A 22,365-nucleotide genomic window follows, 5' to 3' on the forward strand; every position below is an offset into this window, starting at 1 on the left:
AATGAGCAACGTCGATCCAACCCGGCTCGTTGCCGACCTTATCGCCGGTGAGCGGCTAACCACTCCAACCGTCAAGCCAATCGAGCCGGAGGTGCGATCGGGTGGCTATTTTCCTTTCTGCGACCTCCTCAAGCATGATGCGAACCAGTCAGAAATTACACAGTTCCTTGCGGACAGCACCCTGCTCGGCGCGCTTGTGATTGAATGGGGTTACGACGTTCCATTCGACAAGCACGATGAATTCAAGAATTGGCTAATTACCAATGAGGCGAAACTTGCAGCTAGTGCGCCAGAGTATGTCCGCTACCGCGGCACCTATGCCGTTTCAGCGACCAGCGAAAAGCACAGTGGGCTGTACCGCACTATCTGGTCGTTCAAGACGCTTCATGACCTAGAGACCTTCAGCGACGCTATGCATGCCAAATCGACTTTTGCCGACCTTGTTGACGAACTGTGCGCCTTCCGCGACCGCGACCGCGGCGCAGATAACAGCCAGCAAATTTACCAGCCGGTTCGTTGCGCACATCGCTTCGGCTGAGATCGGCGGATCTGCGGCGGGCCGGCAGAAAATCAGCCGCCTCGCCCGGCCGAGCACCCCGTGGTCATCGTGGCATCAGCTCCGCCGCCTCCACCGCTCCGCATTCACCGCCCCCGCCGGCACCTCGCCGGCAACAATGGCCTCCACCTGCCTCACCGTCTCCAGCGACTGGCTCTCGATCGCCGGCGGCGTCAGGCCGCCGATATGTGGCGTCGCGATGACGTTCGGAAGCTTCGCCAGTTCCGGCGACGGCATCTGGTCTAGCGCGCGGCCGACGTCCATTGCGGCGCCGGCGATGCGGTTTTCGCGGAGCGCCGCTGACAACGCCGCCTCGTCGACGAGATTGCCGCGCGACAGGTTGATGAAGACGGCGTGCGGCTGCATGCGGGCCAGCGCCGCCTGCCCGATCAGATTCTCGGTTTGCTGGTTGGCGACCGCGAGGCAGACGATGTAGTCGGAACGATCAAGCAGTTCGTCGAGCGGCACATGCCGGATCGCGGCGTCGCTCACCGTCGCAAAGGGATCGGCGACCATGATCTCCATGCCCAATACCTTGGCGATATCAGCCAGGTAACGGCCGATGCTGCCATAGCCGATGATGCCGAGGCGGCTGCCGGCCAGTTGCCGACCCATGATGACCTCCGGCTTGCGGCCGGCATGGTAGTCGGCCGTCGCGCGTGAAACGTCGCGCGACAGATCGACCATGAAGCCGAGCGCGAGCTCGGCGACCGATTGAATAAAGCCGGGTCCTGCCCGCGTGACCAGAACGCCGGCGGCCGAAGCGGCTTCGACGTCGACGTTGCGGATGTCGACCGCGCAACGAACGAAGGCGCGCAATCGTGGCAGCTTCGAAAATATCTCGCCCGGCCCCGCGGTGAGCCGGTCCGCCACGATGATGTCGACATCGCGGGCGGCCTCGATCAGGCCGGCGGCGTCGAGCGCGTCGCCAGCTTCATGCAGTTTCACCTGAGCGACGGCCTGCAGCCCGGCAAGACTACGGTCGCCGTAGTACTGGGCGCGCGACTGCGGCGTATGGGTCAACAGCACTTTCAACGCGGAACGGCTTCCCTATCGATCGCCAGCGAATGCAGCGTCAAGGCCGGCACCTCTATGGCCAAACCGTCCCCGCAAGGCAAGGCGGCAAAGCCGCGCCGGGGCTACTTGGTCCGCGCCACCGTCGTGCCGTCCCAATCTTCGCCGGCCGGATTGTCGAGTTGCTGCCTGCAGCGCTCGATCATCGTCGCCGACGCGGCATCGTGCTCGCGGATTTCCAGCACCTTCTCGAACGCGCCGATCGCAGCCGAGAAATCCCGCGCCCGCCAGGCGGCAAGGCCGGCCTCGTACGAAGCCACCCAGGCGGGTGCGCCGATATCGCCGGCCATATCAAGCAATTCATAGATCTGCAAACCGCCGGCACGGCCATAGACCGCCAACCGGTCGAGTTCGCGAACTACGATGCTCTTCCCGGCGAGCCTTCGCGTTTCGGGGCCGATGATGATCGTGGAGCCGTACGCCTTGTTGGTGCTCTCCAGCCGGCTCGCAATATTCACGGCATCACCGATCACGGTGTAGTTCAGCCGCACCTCCGATCCGATATTGCCGACCAGCATGTCGCCGGAATTGATGCCGATGCGGATCCGGACCGGCTGGCCGTGGTCGTCGACGAGGCCGGCCTCTTCCACCGCGCGCCGGCACGCCAAGGCCGCCCGGCAGCAATCGACGGCATGATCGGGGTTGGGCGTCGGCGCGCCCCAGAACGCCATCACGGCATCGCCGATGAATTTGTCGATGGTGCCGTTCTGGTTTTGAATCTGCGCCGAGACGCAATCGAAATAGCGCGACAGCAGCGGGATGATGCGGTCGCCGAGCCGCTCCGACATGCCGGTGAAGCCGGCCAGATCGATGAACATCACGCTCATCGGCCGCACCGCGCCGCCAAGCCGCGCGCCATTGCCGTCGCTGATCAGCCGCTTGACCAGGTCGGCCGGAATGTATTTGCCGAAAGCGGCAAGCCCCTGCGCCATGTCGCCGATCGCGCCCGACAGGTTTCCGATCTCGGCCAGCCGCGACGGATGCCGCTGCACCTTGTCGAGGTCAAAACGCTCGACATGCCTGATCTCGTTCACCACCTTGATCAGGGGCGCTGCGATCAGGCGCTGGGCGAGCCACGCCGACAGCAGGCCAGCGAACACGATCAGTACCGCAAGCCCGATCAGCAAATTCCGGATCGTCATCTGGACGGGTCCGAGAAATTCCGATTCCGGCACCACCGTCACCAGCGACCAACCCGGAAACGATATCGGCGTGATCACGGCCTGATAGGCCTTGCCGTCGCGCGTCACCATCGTGTTGAACGGCTGCCCCTCGCCGGGTTCATAGGCGCTACCGGCGTTTCGGATCGCATCAACCGCGACCGGAAACAGAGGATGATCGGTCTTCAGCGCCACCAGTTCGCTGGCGTCGGGATCGGGCGAGGCCACCACCTTGCCGTCCCGCTCGAGAATGAAGGCGCCCGCGGATTTGCCGACCGTGAGCTGCGACAGGAAATTCGAGACGCGGGTCAGCTCGATGATGATCGCAACGACGCCGTCCGGTTTGTGATCGATCTCGATCGGGGCAGAAAAGGCCGCCGCCAGCCGCTCGCCGCGCGGATGCGTCGTCAGCGTCGACCAGTGTTCGTCGTTGGTCTCTTTGGCGACCCGAAACCATTCCTGCTCGGTCACGGAATAGTCGGTGTCTTCGAACCAGCTCGCCGTGAGCCGAAGATCGTTACCGACGAATTCGTAGCGATTGATGCGCAATTTGCGGTCGGGCGCGATTTCGAGCATTTCGATGACGTTGTCGCCGAGCTTGTGCCCGGCAAAGAACGAGCCGTCCGGCCATCCGAATGCCACCCAGGAGATCGTCGGTTGCGACAGTAACTGCGAGCGGAAAACGATCTCGCGTTTTCGGGCGTCGCGCGGGTCGAACACTTTTTCGGCCAGCAGCGTTCGCACCGCCATCATGGAGGAGCGCGCCTCTGAAGTGACCGACTGCAGTTCGTCGCCGACCGCGGATACGATCTGGTCGTTGATGGTATTGGCGAGCGTCTGGCTGACCTGATGGGCGGTGCGCCACCACAAAAGATGCACGCCGACGGCACTGACGACGATCGACGTCAGCACGAGGGCGGAAATGGCGGTGCGGATGCCGAGGCGCATGCGGGGTCTCGTTGACGGTCTGATTACCGCAATACGGGACCATACCAGCGTCTGTTTCGCCCGCGAGGCAATTTCGGCGCCCCGGACACGGCTCTGTGACCGAAGTTGAGCCGTAATGGCGACGAAACTTATCGATTGCCTGTTCCGTACAAGCGAAGACGGCGCTATGCCTTGCGGCAATTCTCGAAGGTCATGCAATGCACGATGTTTCCATCCCGGCGGCCCTGATTGCCGGTCTCGTCAGTTTCCTCTCGCCCTGCGTGCTGCCGCTGGTGCCGCCCTATCTGGTCTATCTCACCGGCGCGACCATCGAGCACGTCGCCCATGGTGAGACGGCGCAAGCCTCCAGGCGCGCCGTGATGACCGCGGCGCTGTTGTTCGTGCTCGGCTTTTCCACCGTCTTCGTGGCGCTTGGCGCCAGCGCGTCTCTGATCGGCGGCCTGATCCGCGCCTGGTCGGCAGAGCTCTCGATCCTGGCCGGCATCGTGATCATCATCATGGGCCTGCACTTCCTCGGCCTGACCCGGATCGGACTGTTGATGCGCGAGGGGCGGATGCCGATGCCGAAACCGGTCGGCCTCTGGGGTGCCTATGCCATGGGGCTCGCCTTCGCCTTCGGCTGGACTCCCTGCATCGGCCCCATTCTGGCGGCGATCCTGTCGATTGCGGCCGCCGAGGCCACCGTCACCAAGGGCGCCGGCCTGCTCGCGGTCTATTCGGCCGGGCTCGGAATCCCGTTCCTGCTGGCAGCCTTCATGATCGAGCAGTTCTCCTCGCTGTTTGCGCGGATGAAGCGGCACCTCGCCAAGGTCGAGCATGCCATGGGGATCCTGATGGTGATCACCGGCATCGGCTTCCTGACCGGCGCCGTCACCAATGTCAGCATTTGGCTGCTGGAGACCTTCCCCGCCCTGCAAAATTTCGGCTGAGGCCCCCGTAACAAGCGGGCCGGCGCCAACGAAATTCCTGTCAGAACCAGACTGCCGCCACGGCGGCCGCGACATTTTCCGCGCGAAGAGGCCGCAGGCCGCGGCTTCGCGTCGCCAAAATACTTGAAGGGGGGCGCATGTATTCCATCGTCAATCTGCTCATCCTGCTGCCCGCGCAGCTCGCGTCGTATTTTTCCTGGGCCGGCCCCCTGATCGTGCGGCTCATCGTCGGCTGCACCTTCATGCTAGCCGGCTGGGGCAAGCTCAATCATCTGGAGCAGGTGACCGAGAACTTTGTCGGCTGGGGCATCCCCCTCCCGACAATCCTCACCCCCTTCGTCGCCGGCGTCGAATTTTTCGGCGGCGCCATGCTGATCCTCGGCCTGTTCACGCGAATCCCCGCCGCGATGCTGGCCGTGGTCATGGTCGTCGCCATCAAGGTGGCGAAATGGGGCGATGTCGATTCGCTGGAGACGCTGCTCGGCTTTGAGGAGGCAGCCTATTTCGCCGGCTTCATGTGGCTTGCGATTGCTGGCCCCGGCGCGGCGTCGCTGGACCGGCTGCTGCTGAATGCCAGCGGTCAGCCCAAAGCTTCAACCTGACACTCACAATCCCGTGACATCGGCTGATGCTTGAGCCCTGATCTCGCCGCCTGCGTAGCTGGAGAAAACGCCACGCCTCCGGGAGCTACCATGAAATTCGTCCGAATTGCCGCCTTCGCCCTCGCCGCGCTTGCGGCATCGCCGTCGTCTGCTGCGGACCCCAAATGGAGCGACTGGAGCGACGATCTGTTCGCCCGCGCGCAGGCCGAACAGCGTTTCGTCATTCTCGATCTCGAGGCGGTCTGGTGCCACTGGTGCCACGTCATGGAGAAGACGACCTACGCCAATCCCGAGGTCAGGGAATTGCTCGCCGCGAAATATCTGCCGGTGCGGGTCGATCAGGACGCCAATCCCGATCTGTCGAGCCGCTATGGCGACTGGGGCTGGCCGGCAACCATCGTGTTCGGCCCCGACGGCACCGAGATCGCCAAGATCAGGGGCTATATCGAGCCGGAACGCATGCAGGCGCTGCTCAAGGCGATCATCGACGATCCCTCGCCCGGACCGTCAGTCGGCGAAGCCTTTGAGGTGAAGCCGTCCACCTCCGCCTTCCTCGACAAGGAGCAGCGCGCCGCGCTGACGAAGAATGTCGACGAAGCCTATGAGGAAGAGCTCGGCGGCTGGGGCGAGAACCAGAAATACATCGACGCCGACAGCATGGACCTTGCGATCACTCGCGCCGAGTCCGGCGACGCCACCGCGGCCAAGCGCGCCCGGCAAACACTCGATGCCGCCATCGCGCTGATCGATCCGGTCTGGGGCGGCGTCTACCAATATTCCGAAGCGGGCTCCTGGACGCACGCGCATTTCGAAAAGATCATGTCGTTTCAGGCGCAATATCTCCGGCAATACAGCCAGGCCTATGCGCTGTGGAAGGATCCGAAATACCTTGCTGCCGCACGCAACATCGAACGCTACCTTGCAGAGTTTCTGAAGAGCCCCGAGGGCGCGTTCTATGTCAGCCAGGATGCCGATCTCGATCACGACACCGATGGGCACACATACTACGCGCTATCGGACGGCGAGCGGCGCAAGCTCGGCATGCCGCGCATCGACAAGAACCTGTATGCGCGCGAAAACGGCTGGGCGATCTCGGGGCTTTCGGCCTACTACAACGTCACCAACGATCCGAAGGTGCTGGCGATCGCAGAACGCGCGGCGAAATGGGTAATCGACAACCGCGCGCTCCCCGATGGCGGCTTCCGTCACGGTGAAAAGGATCGCGGCGGGCCATTCATCGGCGACACGCTGGCGATGGGCCAGGCCTTCCTCGATCTCTATGCCGCCACCGGAAATCGCGACTGGCTCACCAGAGCCGCCAAGGCCGGCGAATTCGTCGCGACCTTCCACGATGAGGCCGGCGGCTTCGTGACCTCGAAGACGGCGGAAGGCAAAACCGGCGTGCTCGCCAAGCCGGCCAAGTTGATCGACGATCAGGTGCAGGTCGCAAGATTCATGAACCTGCTCAACCGCTACTTCGGCAATGAGGCCTATCGCGAAGAGGCCGCGCATGCGATGCGCTATCTCGCCAGCGCCTCGGCCGGAATGATGCGTCCCCTGCCCGGCGTTCTGCTCGCCGACGAAGAGCTCGCGGTCGAACCCACGCACATGACGATCGTCGGACACAAGGACGACGCCCGCGCGAAAACCCTGCATGCGCTGGCTCGCGCGCTGCCGGCCCGGTACAAGCGTCTGGAGTGGCTCGATCTGCGCGAGGGCAAGCTGCCCAACCCCGACGTCGAATATCCCGATCTCGGCGAACCGGCGGCGTTCGCCTGCAGCAACCGCATCTGCTCGTTTCCGTCCTTCAACGTCGAGGAGTTGCGAGCCACGGTCGCGCAGATGGCGAAGCTGAAGCCTGTGCGGGGGTAGCTGGATCGAATTTCGTTGTGCAACGCAAACGACCGCCGATGCTTGCGCTAATCCGTTGAAGCGCCGCGCTTTCTGCGCGGCGCGCGCTTGCGGAGAACACTGCTGCACGCAAATGAAATACTCTCAAGCCGCCGGGGTTAGACATGGACGGATGTCCAACCGAAAAAAAATAAAATTTTCTTCTGAAACTCTGTAACCAAATCGCCCCATCCCCCGTAGCTGGTTTCGGATGAGCACTCAAATCACGGAGACCTGACGTCCTCCGGCAAGCCACCGCGATCTGATTGCCACCCGTCCCTCCCCTGCGTCGGCGGGGTCTGTGATCGAACGATCAACAGGTCTCACGGCGTCACTTTTTGCCTTCAAACAATCATCGAGGAGATCGTCATGAAGTTGAATTCCAAGTCCGGCGCGACGCTCGCCGCTGCCGCCGCCACCCTGTTCCTCGCCGGCTCGGTGGTGTCGACGGTATCGACGCCTGCGAACGCCGCCGCGGGCAAGTGCATGGCCGGCAATGCCTGCAAGGGCCAGAGCGCCTGCAAGGGCGCGGCCAATGCCTGCAAGGGCCAGAACGCCTGCAAGGGCCAAGGCTTCTCGGCGACCTCCGAAAAGGCTTGCGCCGCCATGGGCGCCAAGTTCGTCAAGGGCTGATACGTTCCGATCAGATGCAACGAGGGTCCAGCAACTTGCCGGGCCCTCGTTGTTTCGTCCCGGTGGCTGAAATAAAGTCGGCCTCGCGTGTAACTAAATCCAGACCCGCCACGTAGCTATCTCCGGGTGCAGTTTGTCAGCCGGAACTGTCGCGGCTTGCGGGCGATGCACCCTCACACTTCCTCTGGAGAATACAAATGAAGATGACCTCGAAGTCCGGCGCCACCCTCGCTGCCGCTGCAGCCACCCTGTTCCTGGCCGGCGCCACCGTGTCGACCGTGGCCTATGCCGCCGGCGAAGGTAAGTGCGTCGGCGCCAATGCCTGCAAGGGCCAGAGCGCATGCAAGGGTGCCAGCAATGCCTGCAAGGGCCAGAACGCCTGCAAGGGGCAGGGCTTCTCGGCCATGACCAAGGAGAAGTGCGACGCCGCCAAGGGCAAGTATATGCCGTCTTAAGTCGCGGTCCGATCGAGGCCCGGTGTAGGCCGGGCCTCGCATCCATGCTAGGTTGACGGTACAGTTTGGGACACGCCGCCGCGTTTGCGGCGCCGTTCGAGCGGAGACGAGATGAACGTCGCAAGCAGATTGCCAGATACTTCGGCGGCTGCGCTTGCAGACCGCTCAGTGACATCGGCCAAGCCGCCCTTCCTCGGCTTCGGCCTCGGCTTGCGTCACCAGCATTACGACGAAATCCTGAGCGGCAATCCGCCGATCGACTGGTTCGAGGTGATCAGCGAAAACTACATGCTGCCCGGCGGCCAGCCGCTGCGCACACTAGACCGGATATGCGAACGCTACCCCGTGGTCATGCATGGCGTGTCGATGTCGATCGCCTCCACCGCCCCGCCGAACTTCGAATATCTGCAGGCTCTGAAGGATCTCGCCCGGCGCGTCGAGCCGAAATGGGTGTCGGACCATCTGTGCTGGACCGGCGTGCACGGCAAGAACCTGCATGATTTGCTGCCGATCCCCTACACCAGGGAAGCGCTCGATCACGTCGTCAGCCGCGTCCAACTGGTGCAGGATCTTCTCGGCCGAGCCATCGTGCTCGAGAACGTCTCGACCTACGTCCAGTTCAGCAATTCCGAAATGACGGAATGGGAATTCCTCTCCGAATTGTCGCGCCGCTCCGGATGTTGGCTCCTGTTCGACGTCAACAATGTCTATGTCAGCGCCTTCAACCACGGCTACGATCCCATGACTTTCCTCAACGGCATTCCGGCGGATCGCGTGGTGCAGTTTCACATGGCCGGCCACAGCCACATGGGCACCCATATCATAGACACCCACGACCATCCGGTGTGCGAGGATGTCTGGGATCTCTATGCCGCGGCGTTGAAGCGTTTCGGCCGCGTCTCGACCATGATCGAGCGCGACGACAACATCCCACCGCTCGACGAATTGTTGCTTGAGGTTGTCAGAACCCGTGAGATGGCCGAAAAAATCTTGCCGAGGTGCACGCAGGCGGAATGAGCGATTTTGCGCGACAGCAAGCCGAGTTTCAGCGCGGCATCCTTGATGGCGACGATACGGTGCTGGCTGAAATCCTCGACAGCCCGCGCGAGAAGCGCGAAACGCTATTCGGCGTCTATCGCTATGCCTACGGTTCGCGGCTGGTCGAGGCAATGCGCAATGACCACGAGCTGCTGCATCTTTACCTCGGTGACGAGATGTTCGACGAGATGGGGCACGCTTATGTCAAGGCGCGCCCATCCGAACATCCGAACCTACGCTGGTTCTCGCAAGGCCTGCCGGAGTTTTTGAAATCGGCGAAGCCCTACTCGGACCATCCCGTATTGTCGGATCTGGCCGCGCTGGAAAAGGCGCTCAACGATGCCTTCGACGCCGCGGAAAGCAAGGTCGTCGAACTGCCCGACATGGCGCGCTTTGCGCCCGAGGCATGGTCGGGCCTGAGGTTTCAGCCGCATCCCAGCGCCTTCAGGCTCGATCTTGCAACCAATGCGGCTGCGATCTGGCTCGCGCTCAAGAACGACGAAACGCCGCCCGACGCGACCGCACTGGAGCAGCCGGCGCGTCTTCTGATCTGGCGTCAGGACGTCACGCCGATGTTCCGCGAACTTTCGGCGGAAGAGGCGATGATGTGGGATGAGGCCGCGAACGGCATTCCGTTCGGCGTGCTCTGCGAAATGCTCGCGACCTATGACGACCCAGACAGCGCGGCGGGCCGCGGCGCCGGCTATTTGCACGGCTGGATCACGGCGGGACTTTTGACGGATGTTTCCGTCGGCTCATGAAGAGGAGCGCTCGGCGAATGGGAATGGACACCGATCGCCACTTCATCGAGCGCATGCACTGGGACGAAGTCGCACGGCGCATCGGGAGTGGCGCGGTGGCCATATTGCCAATCGGCGCTGCCGCCAAGCAGCACGGCTTCCACCTCCCGCTCAACACCGACCGCATCCAGGCCGAATGGCTCGCGGCCAGGATGGCGGACAAGATCGACGCGCTGATCTGGCCGACGCTGACGTACGGCCATTATCCCGCCTTCATCGAATATGCCGGCAGCAGCAGCCTGTCGATTTCGACCTTCGAGGCACTGGTGCGCGAGATTGCGGGGCAAATTCTCGCCGGCGGAATTCCAAAGCTGCTGGTACTCAATACCGGGATCAGCACGTTAGCCCCGGTCGATCGCGCACTGGCGCGCCTCGACAGCGAGCGGATAAGGCATCTGTGGATCCACGAAGGCCCGCGCTATCCGCGCGTGGCGAGGCAATTGGCCGAACAGAGCCATGGCAGCCATGCGGATGAACTGGAAACGTCGCTGATGCTGGCGCTGGCACCGCATCTGGTCGACATGATGCGCGCCGAAGCCAGCCCCGCCCTGAACCAGGAGATGCCGGGCGCACTGACGCCGTCGGATCCGCACTCGCCAAATTACAGCCGTTCCGGCAGCTATGGCGATCCGACACGGGCGACGTCGGCCAAGGGCGAGGCCTTGCTCGCCGCCATGCTCGGCGATCTCCACGAACAGGCCGCTTCGTTCATCGCGCAACGCCCAGGTGAGGAGCGGTCGGCCGCGGCCCAAACCGTGCTGCGATGAAAGCCGCCAGTGCATTTCGCTGGACCGTGGTCGCCGTGATCGTCACGACGTTGGCAAGCGCCATTTCGTTCCGCGCCGATGCGCAATCGGAATATATGCGCGACCGGATGCCCTACGACGCTTTCGACCGGCTGCCCAAAACCGATATTGAAGTGCCCGGCGGCATCATCCATGCCGCGTTCGCGCCGGGTGACTTCATGCTATCAAGGGAAAAACTGCTCGACTGGATCAGGATGTCGGCCGGGCCGTGACGACCTATTACGGGCGATTTCCCGTCAACTCGCTCCGGCTGCTTTTGGTGCCGGTGGATGGAGGCCGCATTCGCGGCGGCACGACGTGGGGCTATCGCGGCGCCGCCATTCGCATTCCGCTCGGCCGCGATTCAAGCGAGGATGGGCTGCGCCGCGACTGGGTGATGGTGCACGAGATGGTGCATACCGCCCTGCCCGACATGCCCGACCGCTACGCGTGGCTGTCGGAGGGGCTGGCTGTCTACGTCGAACCGGTCGCGCGAGTCCAGGCTGGAGACCTGACGGCGCGGGAAATCTGGCAGGCGATGATGCGCGACATGCCGAAGGGACTGCCGCAGGCTGGCGACCAGGGCCTCGACAACACTGGCACCTGGGGGCGGAAATATTGGGGCGGCGCGATGTTTTGCCTGCTCGCCGATATCGAAATCCGCAAAGCCACCGACAATCGTCTCGGTCTGCAGGACGCGATGCGCGGCGTGCTTGCCGCCGGCGGCAACCACGAACAGGACTGGTCGATCGAGCGCATTCTTGCAACCGCCGACAAAGCCGTCGGCGTCGACGTGCTGACCCGGCTTCACAACGAGATGGGGCCGAAGCCGGTGACGCCGGACCTTGCCGCGCTGTGGCGCAACCTCGGATTGAAACGGATCGGCGAAGATATCGAATTCGACGACACCGCGCCGCTCGCGGCGATCCGCAAGGCGATCACTGCGCCGCCCGCACGATAAGACGCATGGAGAAGCGCGACATGATGATCCGGCAGCCAGCGCCGCCGGACCATCCATCATAAGCGAAGCATCAGAACCGATAACTGGCGCCCACGCGCACGAAGTGCATCTCGTTGCGGAATTCAGCCCGGGTGCGGTCCCGGCTGGACAGCGTGACGCTGCCGTAATCGGCATAGAGATATTCACCGCGCGCAACCAGGTGCCTGGTGAAAGCATACTCAATGCCCGCGCCCACGATCAACCCGGCCTTGACCTGCTCGTCCCAGATCGCCTGCTCCAGCGTGTCACACCCTCTCTGAACCGTATAGCGATAGCCATTGCCGATGCTGGCCACGCCGACACCGACCGCACCAAATGCGAGCAGGCGGTCGAACGCGTAGCCGGCGCGCAGGCGAGCGGAGCCGAACGCGCCGAACCTCGATAGCAACGCGCTGTCGCCAAAGACGAGTTCGTCCTGCGACGACGTGGACTTGCCCCAATCGAATTCACCACCGATCACAAAGCGGTTGGCGAATTGATAGTTGTAGCCGCCGTAAACGCCGACGGCGAAGCCACCAGCCTGTCCCTCCGCATGGCGACAAGCACCATTTCGGCAGTAATCGGCCGCCCACGCCGCATACGCACCGCCGCCGTAAACGCCCGCATAGAATCCGGTCCAGTTGTAGTGAGGCGAAGGCAGGTCCGGAATACGGATTTCAGCAGCCTTCGCCGCCGGACCTGCCAATAAAAAGCCACACGCGGCAACAATCCCCCAGGAAAGAAAACGCACTTACGCACCTCATCACGCACGACACACGCAACACATGTTGCGGGAACAAGCAGAAGAGGGCAGTTCGGGCGCGACGATGTTTAAGTCTGGCGGCGCGGTGTTGAAACGAGGCTATGTTTGGAACGAAATTGGGATTGCCGCCACAATGTACAACCTGTGGGCGAAAAACGTTGTTGCAGGAATTCGACCGCCACTTCCGGTTTCATCACGAAGTGGCGGGCCACGGGTGCCTCTAGTGCGTGGACGCGCAGCCATAGCTAATCGATGCAAGCTGGATGGAGGCAAGGCAGTGGCAGCTAGTGTGTCGTAGCGAGCAGCGAGCCGCTTTCGGGGGCATAGCCGACATAGCGGGACCTCCTACTGACCTCGTCCGGGTCAAAAATGACCTTAGCGGATTTCTTGGAGATCAAGGGCCTGCCCGACCAGCACTGGTGATCCAAAGCGGCAAAGCGCTGTGGACACGGCTCACCTCATAGTCCGACAGCTAAAACGCTCCGATGTGGCTGATGTTTTCGCCATCTCTTTAAGGTTGAGGCAATCAATTCGCGCTATTGGCTCGCCTGTTGCCTTCAAGATGGCGATGGTTGGCGCCAAGGATAATGTCTGATGTACTTCCTCGCTGCATGTCTGATTGTGCTGGTCTTGAGTGCCGTGGCGTCATTTCGTCGATCCAAGTCTCTATCACGGAACTTTCACGGGCGGCTTGCAGCGATTTGGCCCTCTCTCTGCGCGGGAATTTGTGCGCTGGGACTGATCGGATTTGATCATGTTCAAGCCAAGCAGGAACTTGGTCCCTCCGCGACGACCTATCTCATCATGCTTATTGGCGCTTTCGCTGCCGGTTGGTTTGTTGGCGTCTTTGCCGAAAACTACGTTCAAGAGCAGACTTCACGGCGCGGAAAATCTGCACATAGCGGATTGGATTGAGGGCGCCGCGATCACGCAAAAGCGAACACGAGCATCGGACTATGACCGCCGATAAGCTTTCTTGACTCCGGTACTGGCCCATAGCGTCGTTTCGTTGCGGCGCGGCAGTTGGGCCACTATCGGAGCGAAGCGAGCATTTGAGCAGACCGCGTTCACGGAACCGGATCAATCAATACGCGCCCTACCCCACCGGCACGATCTTGCCGGGATTGAAGATGTTCTGCGGATCGAGCGCCTGCTTCAGCGCGCGCATGGTGTCGATCGCCTCGGGGCCGAGCTCGGCCTTGAGGTATTTCTGCTTGCCCTGTCCGATGCCGTGCTCGCCGGTGCAGGTGCCGCCCATCGCCTGCGCGCGTTCGACCAGGCGATGCATGAACTCCTCGCCGCGCGCCATTTCTTCCTTGTTGTCGACGTCGCAAACCAGCGAGCAGTGGAAGTTGCCGTCGCCGACATGGCCGACGATCGGCGACAGCAGGTTCAGCCGTTTCAGGTCCTCCTCGGTCTCGGTGACGCAGTCCGCAAGCCGTGAAATCGGCACGCAGACGTCGGTCGCCACCACGCCCGCGCCGGGCCGCAGCGCCTTGACCGACCAATAGGCGTCATGCCGCGCCTGCCAAAGCTTTGTGCGGTCCTCGGGCTTGGTCGTCCAGGTGAAATCGCCGCCGCCGCATTCCGTGGCGATCTCGCCGAAATTCCTGGACTGCTCGGCGACCTCGACCTCGCTGCCGTGGAATTCCAATAGCAGCAGCGGCGTCTCCGGCAGGGTCAGCTTGGAATAGGCGTTGCAGGCGCGCACCTGCTCGGCGTTGAGCAGCTCGATCCGCGCCAGCGGAATGCCGGTCTGGATGGCCAGGATCGTGGCCTGGCAGGCGCCGCGCACCGTCTCGAACGAACAGGCGGCGGCCGCGATCGTCTCGGGAATGCCGCGCAGCTTGATCGTAAGCTCGGAGATGATGCCGAGCGTGCCCTCGGCGCCGACGAACAGATGCGTCAGGTCGTAGCCGGCCGCGGATTTCTTCGCCCGCGTGCCGGTCGTGATGATCTCGCCATCGCCGCGCACCACTTTCAGCGCCAGCACGTTCTCGCGCATGGTGCCGTAGCGCACCGCATTGGTGCCGGACGCCCGCGTCGCGGTCATGCCGCCGAGCGAAGCATCGGCGCCCGGATCGATCGGGAAGAACAATCCCTGGTCGCGCAGGTGCTCGTTCAGCGCCTTGCGGGTGACGCCGGGCTGGATCACGCAGTCCAGATCCTCCGTGTGAACTTCAAGAATCCGGTTCATGTCGCGCAGATCGATGCAGATGCCGCCGGCCGGCGCATTGACCTGGCCTTCCAGCGAGGTGCCGGTTCCGAAAGCGATCACGGGCACGCGGTGTTTGGCGCAGATCCGCACCACGTCCTGGATGTCGGCGGTTTCCTGCGCCATCACCACCGCGTCGGGCGGCTGGGTCGGCAGCCAGGTGGTGGTATGGGCATGCTGTTCGCGCACCGCCTGCGAGGTGATCAGCCGGTTGCCGAACCGCGCCGCCAGCGCCTCGACCGCACTTGCCAGCGCCTGCGGTTCCGGCCTCTTCATACTACCCGATATCGTCGTCGCCACGTCAAATTCCTCCCGAATTTGAGCGGACCGTGGCAAAGGATATAAGGGGGGTCAAGAGCGCGAAACGAACGACGGGATGGATGATGACGACCGCTGCCGCCGCCAAGGAAAACCAAAAGGAAAACCTGAATTATATGTCGCTGCCGCCGGCCCCGTTCCTGTCCTCGGTCATGCAGATCGAACCGCAATGGATCGACTATAACGGCCACCTTAACATGGCCTACTACAACGTGATGATGGACCGTGCCATCGACGAAATGTGGCTGCAGCTCGGGATCGGGCCGGCCTACATGAAAGAGCGCCACTGCTCGACCTTCACGGCGGAAGCTCACGTGCGCTACGTCAGAGAAATTCACCTCGGCGACCCCGTTCAGATTTCAGTTTATCTGTTGGGTGCCGATGAGAAGCGGTTGCACACGTTCGAGGAATTGCGCCACGCGACCGAAGGCTGGCTCTCCGCGACTTCGGAAAACATGACGCTGCATATGGACATGCAGCAGCGGAAGGTTGCGCCCTTCCCGCCCGATATCCGCGCGCGCATCCAGGCGGTGGTTGATTCGCATGCCGCCGTGCCGCGGCCCGAGGGGATCGGCCGCAAGATCGCGATGCCCTCGAAATAACCTCTGAGCTTATGCAGGCAGTCCGGCCTCCTGCAGCGTTCCGACCACCAGATCACGGTAATCTCGCGGCAGCGGCGGCATACCCCGCTGCACCTCCGACACCGTCAGATCAGGATAGTGGTGCCGCAGCGCCCCGAGACTGCGTCGGGCCTGCGGCCTTTGCCCGGCGAGCACGTGGGCCGGGCATAGCGTTCGATGCACCCAGCTTGCGGAAGGGTGCTCGGCCAACGCCCGCTCCTGCCAGTACGCCGCCTCGGCATATTGGCCGGCCTTGAAATGCGCACAGCCGATCCCGACCATGCTGTTGAACGCAAGCGGATCGTGCGGCGCCAGATCGAGCGCGATCTTCAAACGCTCGATCGCGGATTCCGGTTCGCCCTTATAGACGTCGATCCATCCGCTGCGGCTCCACGCCCAGACCGATCCACCGTCGACGGCGAGCGCCTTGCGAATGACCAGGTCCGCAGTATCGAGCTCCCCAAGCAACGTCAGTGCATTGCCGAGCACGGCAAGCACGGTGGCGTCGCCGTAAAGGGCCTGAGCCCGACGCGTCAGTTCGAGACTTCGGGACCTCTCTTCCACCGGCGCCGACGTGAAATGATAGACCGCGCGCTGAACATACGCCCAGGCCGCCAGCGCAGTGGCGAGCGGATCGGTGGGGTCCTGGTCCATCGCGCGCTCCAGTAATTCAAGCGCGCGGGCATTGCCGTCGGCATCGAGAGCGACAACGCCCGACATCGCACGCAGCGCGAGATCGTGCGCGCTGAGGCCGGCCGCCGGCTTGTGCTGCGCGCGATCGATCTCGGCAAGGCGCAAACCTGACTGAAGCATCGCGGCGATCCTGATCGCGAGATGTTCCCCGGTTGCGGTTTCGTCGCGCAGGATATTGTCGGTACGGTGCGCCCAAATCTGGCAACCGGTTTCGCCGTCGATCAGACGGAAGATCAGGCGCGCCTGTACGCCCGATCCCCGGATCGTGCCGGTCAGATAGTAGCGTGCGGTCCTCGACTGGCTTGCCACCGAAATCCCTGCGCGACTCAGAGCAACGAGAAGGTCATCGGCGATATCGGCTGCGATCTCCTTATGCTCCGCAGCCGTTTCGATCGGCCCAAACGCCAGCATGGGCCGGTCGCGCCGCGACACGAACAGCGAGGGCATCGCACCGAGCGTCGCCATGAGCACCGCCTGCCGCTTCAGCGTCTGCGACGGTGTTTCGCCATAGCGGCGACGATACTCGGTCGAAAACCGCCCGAAATGCGGAAAGCCGCAGCGCAGCGCCACGTCCATGATCTTGATATCAGGCTTACCCTGCAACAGCTCGCGGCGGGCGCATTCGAAACCGATCTCGCGAAGCGCGGCGCGCGGGGTCTTGCCGACAAAGCTAAGGAACTGCCGCTGCAGGGTCCTGCCGGATACACCGCCGATCGCGGCAAGCTCCGTCAGCCGCCAACTATGGCCGACATTGCCACGCATCGCATCCAGCGCACGCCTGACGCCGCGTGGCAGCGCCGATATCGCCGATGAAACGTTCTGGCCAGCAATCATCCGCAACTCCGAAGGCCCCCGGTGGTGAGTCCTGGGAACAGCGGAAAGGTTCACGTTCCGGATAGCCGTGTCGCGAACTGGATAGGCATCCGGCGGGCCCGGGGACTAAGCCGGCAGCACGCTGAAATCGGCAAATTCACCCGCTCAAAGGAGTAGAACATGGCTACATCCGCTGCCGCCCAAACCCTGCAACCCGGCCAGATCGATCTTTCCGCCCTGAAATCCAAGCAACACGGCGCTTGGTCGTCCGGCGACTACGCCGTCGTCGGCACCACGCTGCAGATCGTCGGCGAAGAGCTGTGCGAGGCGCTCGACCTCCGGGCCGGCCAGAAGGTGCTCGACGTCGCTGCCGGAAACGGCAACGCGACGCTTGCCGCGGCGCGCCGCTGGTGCGACGTCGTTTCGACCGATTATGTGCCGAGCCTGCTCGACCGCGGCCGGTCGCGTGCCGCAGCCGAAGGCCTATCAGTCGAGTTCAAGGAAGCGGACGCGGAAGCCCTGGACTTCGGCGATGCGACCTTCGACGCGGTGCTGTCTACCTTCGGCGTGATGTTCACGCCGGACCAGGACCGCGCGGCATCCGAACTTTTGCGGGTATGCAAGAGCGGCGGCAAGATCGGTCTCGCCAACTGGACGCCGGAGGGCTTTATCGGGCAATTGTTCAAGACGCTCGGCAAATATTTGCCACCGCCGGCGGGCGCGAAATCGCCTGCGCTGTGGGGCACCCAGGCGCGCATCACCGAGATGTTTGGAACGTCGGCCGCTTCTATCAAGGCCGAGAAGCGTCACTTCACGTTCCGCTACCGCTCGCCGCTGCATTTTCTCGACGTGTTCAGGAATTACTACGGCCCGACGCTGAAAGCCTTTGCCGCACTTGATGAAACCAACCAGCGCCGCCTCGCCGACGACATCCTGACGCTGATCGCGTCGATGAACCGCGCCGAGGACGGCACGATGGTGCTGCCGAGCGAGTACCTGGAAATCGTCATCGTCAAGCGCTGACGCCATCAGTCGTGCGGTGGCGGCCTGATCAGGCCGCCGCCCGTTCGTCGCGTTCACAAGGAGTTTGTCCGAGATGGTTTTTGAAACCCGCGGCTCCATCGATTATCACGAGACCGGAACGGGCCCGACGGTGGTGCTCGTGCCGGGATCGTGCAGCACCGGCGCCGCCTGGCGGCCAGTCATGGCGCATTGGCCGAACCGGTTCCGTTGCGTGACAACCAGCCTGTTGGGCTATGGCGGCACGGCCGAGCGTCGCACTTCAGGCAACGCAGACATCGCGCATGAGAGTGAAATCATCGAGGCAGTGATCCACCGCGCAGGCGGCCCAGTGCATCTCGTTGGTCATTCCTTTGGCGGATTAGCCGCGCTTGCGGTCGCTCTGCGGCGGCGCGTTCCCCTGCTCAGCCTGACCATTGCCGAAGCTCCCGCCATGGAAATCCTGCGGGAAGCCGGAGAGATGACCCACTATGAAGCTTTCCGAAAGATGTCCGGCACTTATTCCGATGCCTTCAAGCGCGGCGAAACCGACGCGATCGCACGGATGATCGATTTCTATGGTGGCGCAGGCACGTTCGCTGCATGGCCTCAGCGCGTGCGCGACTACGCAGTCGAAACGACACCGGCGAATTTGCTGGACTGGGAGTCAGCTTATGGTTTCCGCCTCACGCCCGCGTTGCTTGCGACCGTTGCGGTGCCCACGCTTGTCATTTGGGGAAAAGACAGTCATCCGGCCGTAAGTCGGGCGAACGATGTGCTGGGCCGTTGCATCCCAGGTACCGTCCGCGCGACGGTCGCCGGAGCGGCTCACTTCATGATTGCGACCCATCCGAAGCAATTCGCGGAACTGGTTGCCCGTCACGTCGGGCAGTCCAGTCTTGGTCCATCCACCCTTGCGCCGGCCGCCGCGCGCTAATTTGCGCGCGGCGCGATAGCTCGAAATTGTGTCGGCCTGCTAGACGTTGCTTCGTCCGCGCACCAGTCCGACCACCGCCGAGACCAGAAACAGGATCACGGCAATGAAGAAGATCGCCTTCGCGATTTCGACGGAGGCGCCGGCTATACCGCCGAAGCCCAAAACGCCCGCGATCAACGCGATGATCAGAAATGTAAGTACCCAGCTCAGCATGATATGACCTCGATTGGCTGTTGCTGTCTCGATGGCGGCGGCTGAGCGTCACGCATCGACTGCAGGACCAATCCGGGTCGGTAATGTTGGTTCCGGCCGGCGGAATCGCGAAATTTGACCATTTCGGCGGAACAAAATCGCCGCAAGGCCGCGAAATCAGGCCGGCAACCGCGACCGCATAAAACCTGTCAAAACGGCCGGACAGGCCCTATATGGCCCTTGATCCCTGCTATGAAGGCTCCCCTTTACCGCCTCACGGTGCCATCGTGGGGCCAAGACGATTCGAGAAATGACCGAGCCGAGCAAACTGCCCCATCACGGCGTCCCCGAGCACCAGCCTGCGGCTGGCGGCATCGCCGCGCGTGCGCGGGCCGCCGCCGGCCCGCAATATCTCAACGGGCTCAATCCGGAGCAGCGCGAGGCGGTCGAGACGCTGGATGGGCCGGTTCTGGTGCTGGCGGGCGCCGGCACCGGCAAGACCCGCGTGCTGACCACGCGCATCGCCCATATCCTGAGCCAGGGCCGCGCGCGGCCGCATGAAATCCTCTCGGTGACTTTCACCAACAAGGCCGCCCGCGAGATGAAGCTCCGCCTCGGCCAGATGCTCGGCCAGGCCGTCGAAGGCATGCCGTGGCTTGGCACCTTCCACTCGATCGGCGGGCGCATCCTGCGCATCCACGCCGAGCTGGTACAGCTCAAATCCAATTTCACCGTGCTCGACGTCGACGATCAGGTCCGCCTGCTCAAGCAGCTCCTGCAGGCCGAGAACATCGACGACAAGCGCTGGCCGGCGCGCATGCTGGCCGGACTGATCGACGGTTGGAAGAACCGCGGGCTGGCGCCAAGCCAGGTGCCGTCAGGCGAAGCCGCGATGTTCGGCAATGGCAAGGGCGGCAAGCTCTACGCCAGCTATCAGGAGCGGCTGAAAATCCTCAACGCCGCCGATTTCGGCGATCTGCTTCTCGAGAACATCCGGCTGTTTCGCGAAAACCCTGATGTGCTCAGGCAATACCAGAACCGCTTCAAGTTCATTCTGGTCGACGAGTATCAGGACACCAACGTCGCGCAGTATCTATGGCTGCGGCTGCTGTCACAGGCGCCGTCGCGGCCGGGCGTGCCGCTGTCGGCGATCATTCCGGGGAGCATTGATTCTCCCGTCATTCCGGGGCGCATCGAAGATGCGAACCCGGAATCTCGAGATTCCGGGTCTGCGCTTTCAGCGCATCCCGGAATGACGGAGTCTGCGGCTCCCGCCCCCAAAAACATCTGCTGCGTCGGCGACGACGACCAGTCGATCTATGGCTGGCGCGGCGCGGAGGTCGACAACATCCTGCGCTTCGAGCACGATTTTCCCGGCGCAAAAGTCATCCGCCTTGAACGCAATTACCGCTCCACCGGCCACATCCTCGCCGCCGCTTCGCATCTGATCGCGCACAACGAAGGGCGGCTCGGCAAGACGCTGCGCACCGAGGATGTCGACGGCGAGAAGGTCACCGTCACCGGCTCCTGGGATTCGGAAGAGGAAGCCCGCGCCATCGGCGAGGAGATCGAGGAGTTGCAGCGCGCAGGCGAAAACCTCAACGAGGTCGCGATCCTGGTGCGGGCCTCGTTCCAGATGCGCGAGTTCGAAGATCGTTTTGTGACGCTCGGCCTGCCCTATCGCGTGATCGGCGGTCCGCGATTCTACGAGCGCGCCGAAATCCGCGATGCGCTGGCCTATCTGCGCGTGATCAATTCGCCGGCCGACGACCTCGCCTTCGAGCGCATCGTCAATGTCCCGAAGCGCGGGCTTGGCGACGCCACCGTGCAGTTGCTGCACGACCACGCCCGCAAGCGGCGCATGCCGCTGTTCGAAGCCGCGCGCGCCGTGGTCGAAACCGACGAATTGAAGCCGAAGGCGCGCGGAGCGCTGCGCGACCTCATCCTGCAGTTCGACCGCTGGCGCGCCCAGCGCGAGGTGACCGCGCACACCGAGCTCGCCGAAATCGTGCTCGACGAGAGCGGCTATACCGAGATGTGGCAGAAGGACCGCTCGGCCGACGCCGCCGGTCGGCTGGACAACTTGAAAGAACTGGTACGCTCGATGGAAGAGTTCGAGAACCTGCAAGGATTCCTCGAACACATCTCGCTGGTGATGGACCGCGATGGCGACGCCAGTGATGAAGCGGTGTCGCTGATGACGCTGCATTCGGCCAAGGGGCTCGAATTCGACAACGTGTTCCTGCCCGGCTGGGAGGAAGGCCTGTTTCCGAGCCAGCGCACGCTCGACGAACAAGGCCGTGCCGGCCTCGAGGAAGAGCGGCGCCTCGCCCATGTCGGCCTGACGCGCGCCCGTCGCCGCGCCAAACTCTATTTCGCCACCAACCGCCGCATCCACGGCACCTGGTCGACCACGATCCCGTCGCGCTTCCTCGACGAACTGCCGTCGGCCAATGTCGAGATCACGGAGTCGAAAGGCGGCTCCGGCTGGGGCGGCGCCGGCGGCTACGGCCCCTCGCGTTTCGACAACGTCGAATCCTTCGGCTCCAGCTATACGACACCGGGCTGGCAACGCGCGCAGGCCAATCGCAACCGCAGCCAGGGCGGCCGCAGCGGTCAGGCCCGCGGCGGGTTTGAGGAAAGCCAATCGTCGTTTTACGGCGGCTTCTCCCGCAACAAGCGCGGCCCGATCGTGATCGAGGGCGAGTTGGTCGCGAAATCCACCGGCACGGTTTCGGAGTTCTCGCTCAACGACCGCGTGTTTCACCAGAAGTTCGGCTACGGCAACGTGGTGAAGATCGACGGCAACAAGCTGACGATCGCGTTCGAGAAGGCCGGCGAGAAGAAGGTGGTCGATAGTTTTGTCGAGCGGGTGTAAAATTACCTTGTGAACCACAAGCGCAAACGACCGAAGTCCGCCCGCGCCGGCTGCCTGTTATTCAAACCGCATAAGGCTAATGGCTATT

At 63.1% G+C, this 22,365-nt stretch carries 22 protein-coding genes; 16 read left to right on the forward strand and 6 right to left on the reverse strand.

The features are described 5' to 3' along the window. Nucleotide 1: 1 nt before the first annotated feature. Complete coding sequence (locus LMTR3_RS35485) at nucleotides 2-538, forward strand: hypothetical protein (RefSeq protein ID WP_065749573.1); 537 nt, start codon at nucleotides 2-4, stop codon at nucleotides 536-538. A gap of 75 nt (nucleotides 539-613) precedes the next feature. Here the strand turns inward: LMTR3_RS35485 and LMTR3_RS35490 are convergent, their stop codons facing one another. Continuing rightward, complete coding sequence (locus LMTR3_RS35490) at nucleotides 614-1,591, reverse strand: hydroxyacid dehydrogenase (protein ID WP_065749574.1); 978 nt, start codon at nucleotides 1,589-1,591, stop codon at nucleotides 614-616. Nucleotides 1,592-1,695: 104 nt separating this feature from the next. Then, entirely contained in the window at nucleotides 1,696-3,738 is a 2,043-nt protein-coding gene (locus LMTR3_RS35495) for an adenylate/guanylate cyclase domain-containing protein (protein WP_065749575.1), read from the reverse strand. A gap of 197 nt (nucleotides 3,739-3,935) precedes the next feature. On the opposite strand from LMTR3_RS35495, the gene LMTR3_RS35500 reads away from it, so the two are divergent. The 10 genes from LMTR3_RS35500 (at nucleotide 3,936) to LMTR3_RS35545 (ending at nucleotide 11,831) form a co-directional block, all read left to right on the forward strand. Next, complete coding sequence (locus LMTR3_RS35500; RefSeq protein ID WP_065749576.1) at nucleotides 3,936-4,667, forward strand: cytochrome c biogenesis CcdA family protein; 732 nt, start codon at nucleotides 3,936-3,938, stop codon at nucleotides 4,665-4,667. A gap of 137 nt (nucleotides 4,668-4,804) precedes the next feature. After that, nucleotides 4,805-5,269 (forward strand): DoxX family protein, encoded by a 465-nt coding sequence (locus LMTR3_RS35505; protein WP_065749577.1) that lies wholly within the window; start codon nucleotides 4,805-4,807, stop codon nucleotides 5,267-5,269. A 90-nt stretch (nucleotides 5,270-5,359) separates the two neighbouring features. After that, a complete protein-coding gene (locus LMTR3_RS35510; protein WP_065749578.1) occupies nucleotides 5,360-7,141 on the forward strand; it encodes a thioredoxin domain-containing protein in 1,782 nt (593 codons plus the stop codon). A gap of 387 nt (nucleotides 7,142-7,528) precedes the next feature. Then, entirely contained in the window at nucleotides 7,529-7,792 is a 264-nt protein-coding gene (gene bufA2 / locus LMTR3_RS35515; protein WP_176722064.1) for a BufA2 family periplasmic bufferin-type metallophore, read from the forward strand. Nucleotides 7,793-7,989: 197 nt separating this feature from the next. Then, entirely contained in the window at nucleotides 7,990-8,247 is a 258-nt protein-coding gene (bufA2, locus tag LMTR3_RS35520; protein ID WP_057846977.1) for a BufA2 family periplasmic bufferin-type metallophore, read from the forward strand. A gap of 111 nt (nucleotides 8,248-8,358) precedes the next feature. After that, nucleotides 8,359-9,264, forward strand: coding sequence for an MNIO family bufferin maturase (bufB, locus tag LMTR3_RS35525; protein WP_084029998.1), 906 nt, complete (start codon nucleotides 8,359-8,361; stop codon nucleotides 9,262-9,264). After that, a complete protein-coding gene (locus LMTR3_RS35530; protein ID WP_065749579.1) occupies nucleotides 9,261-10,046 on the forward strand; it encodes an HvfC/BufC N-terminal domain-containing protein in 786 nt (261 codons plus the stop codon). Before bufB ends, LMTR3_RS35530 begins: the two co-directional genes overlap by 4 nt. Nucleotides 10,047-10,069: 23 nt before the next feature. Beyond that, nucleotides 10,070-10,852, forward strand: coding sequence for a creatininase family protein (locus LMTR3_RS35535; protein WP_065749580.1), 783 nt, complete (start codon nucleotides 10,070-10,072; stop codon nucleotides 10,850-10,852). After that, nucleotides 10,849-11,103 (forward strand): hypothetical protein, encoded by a 255-nt coding sequence (locus tag LMTR3_RS39715; protein ID WP_065749581.1) that lies wholly within the window; start codon nucleotides 10,849-10,851, stop codon nucleotides 11,101-11,103. The genes LMTR3_RS35535 and LMTR3_RS39715 overlap by 4 nt, the downstream gene beginning before the upstream one ends. After that, nucleotides 11,100-11,831: a hypothetical protein gene (locus LMTR3_RS35545; protein WP_065749582.1), complete on the forward strand. Its 732-nt coding sequence runs from the start codon at nucleotides 11,100-11,102 to the stop codon at nucleotides 11,829-11,831. Before LMTR3_RS39715 ends, LMTR3_RS35545 begins: the two co-directional genes overlap by 4 nt. A gap of 70 nt (nucleotides 11,832-11,901) precedes the next feature. Here LMTR3_RS35545 and LMTR3_RS35550 read toward each other — a convergent pair whose 3' ends face one another. Then, the gene (locus LMTR3_RS35550) at nucleotides 11,902-12,600 is read right to left on the reverse strand and encodes an outer membrane protein (RefSeq protein ID WP_084030000.1); all 699 of its coding nucleotides are present in this window, start codon (nucleotides 12,598-12,600) and stop codon (nucleotides 11,902-11,904) included. A 606-nt stretch (nucleotides 12,601-13,206) separates the two neighbouring features. Here LMTR3_RS35550 and LMTR3_RS37200 point away from each other — a divergent pair. Next, nucleotides 13,207-13,527, forward strand: a complete 321-nt coding sequence (locus tag LMTR3_RS37200; protein ID WP_176722065.1) for a hypothetical protein — start codon at nucleotides 13,207-13,209, stop codon at nucleotides 13,525-13,527. 181 nt (nucleotides 13,528-13,708) lie between these two features. On the opposite strand, the gene LMTR3_RS35555 is transcribed toward LMTR3_RS37200, so the two are convergent. Continuing rightward, complete coding sequence (locus LMTR3_RS35555; protein ID WP_502686701.1) at nucleotides 13,709-15,103, reverse strand: FAD-binding oxidoreductase; 1,395 nt, start codon at nucleotides 15,101-15,103, stop codon at nucleotides 13,709-13,711. Nucleotides 15,104-15,261: 158 nt separating this feature from the next. Between LMTR3_RS35555 and LMTR3_RS35560 the strand changes: the two genes are divergently transcribed. After that, nucleotides 15,262-15,747 carry a thioesterase family protein gene (locus LMTR3_RS35560; RefSeq protein ID WP_141686987.1) on the forward strand — a complete coding sequence of 162 codons (486 nt, stop codon included), beginning with the start codon at nucleotides 15,262-15,264 and terminating at the stop codon, nucleotides 15,745-15,747. Between the two features lie 9 nt (nucleotides 15,748-15,756). On the opposite strand, the gene LMTR3_RS35565 is transcribed toward LMTR3_RS35560, so the two are convergent. Next, entirely contained in the window at nucleotides 15,757-17,292 is a 1,536-nt protein-coding gene (locus LMTR3_RS35565) for a helix-turn-helix domain-containing protein (RefSeq protein WP_065749585.1), read from the reverse strand. A gap of 159 nt (nucleotides 17,293-17,451) precedes the next feature. On the opposite strand from LMTR3_RS35565, the gene LMTR3_RS35570 reads away from it, so the two are divergent. Further along, on the forward strand, nucleotides 17,452-18,294 hold the full coding sequence (locus LMTR3_RS35570; RefSeq protein ID WP_065749586.1) for a class I SAM-dependent methyltransferase: 843 nt from the start codon (nucleotides 17,452-17,454) through the stop codon (nucleotides 18,292-18,294). A gap of 73 nt (nucleotides 18,295-18,367) precedes the next feature. Then, nucleotides 18,368-19,207 (forward strand): alpha/beta fold hydrolase, encoded by an 840-nt coding sequence (locus LMTR3_RS35575; protein WP_065749587.1) that lies wholly within the window; start codon nucleotides 18,368-18,370, stop codon nucleotides 19,205-19,207. 39 nt (nucleotides 19,208-19,246) lie between these two features. Here LMTR3_RS35575 and LMTR3_RS35580 read toward each other — a convergent pair whose 3' ends face one another. Then, nucleotides 19,247-19,420 (reverse strand): DUF1328 domain-containing protein, encoded by a 174-nt coding sequence (locus LMTR3_RS35580; protein ID WP_065749588.1) that lies wholly within the window; start codon nucleotides 19,418-19,420, stop codon nucleotides 19,247-19,249. 289 nt (nucleotides 19,421-19,709) lie between these two features. Here LMTR3_RS35580 and LMTR3_RS35585 point away from each other — a divergent pair, with 289 nt between their 5' ends. After that, entirely contained in the window at nucleotides 19,710-22,277 is a 2,568-nt protein-coding gene (locus LMTR3_RS35585) for an ATP-dependent helicase (protein WP_065749589.1), read from the forward strand. Nucleotides 22,278-22,365: the final 88 nt, after the last annotated feature.

The sequence above is a fragment of the Bradyrhizobium sp. LMTR 3 genome, from assembly GCF_001693485.1.
Taxonomy (GTDB): Bacteria; Pseudomonadota; Alphaproteobacteria; order Rhizobiales; family Xanthobacteraceae; genus Bradyrhizobium.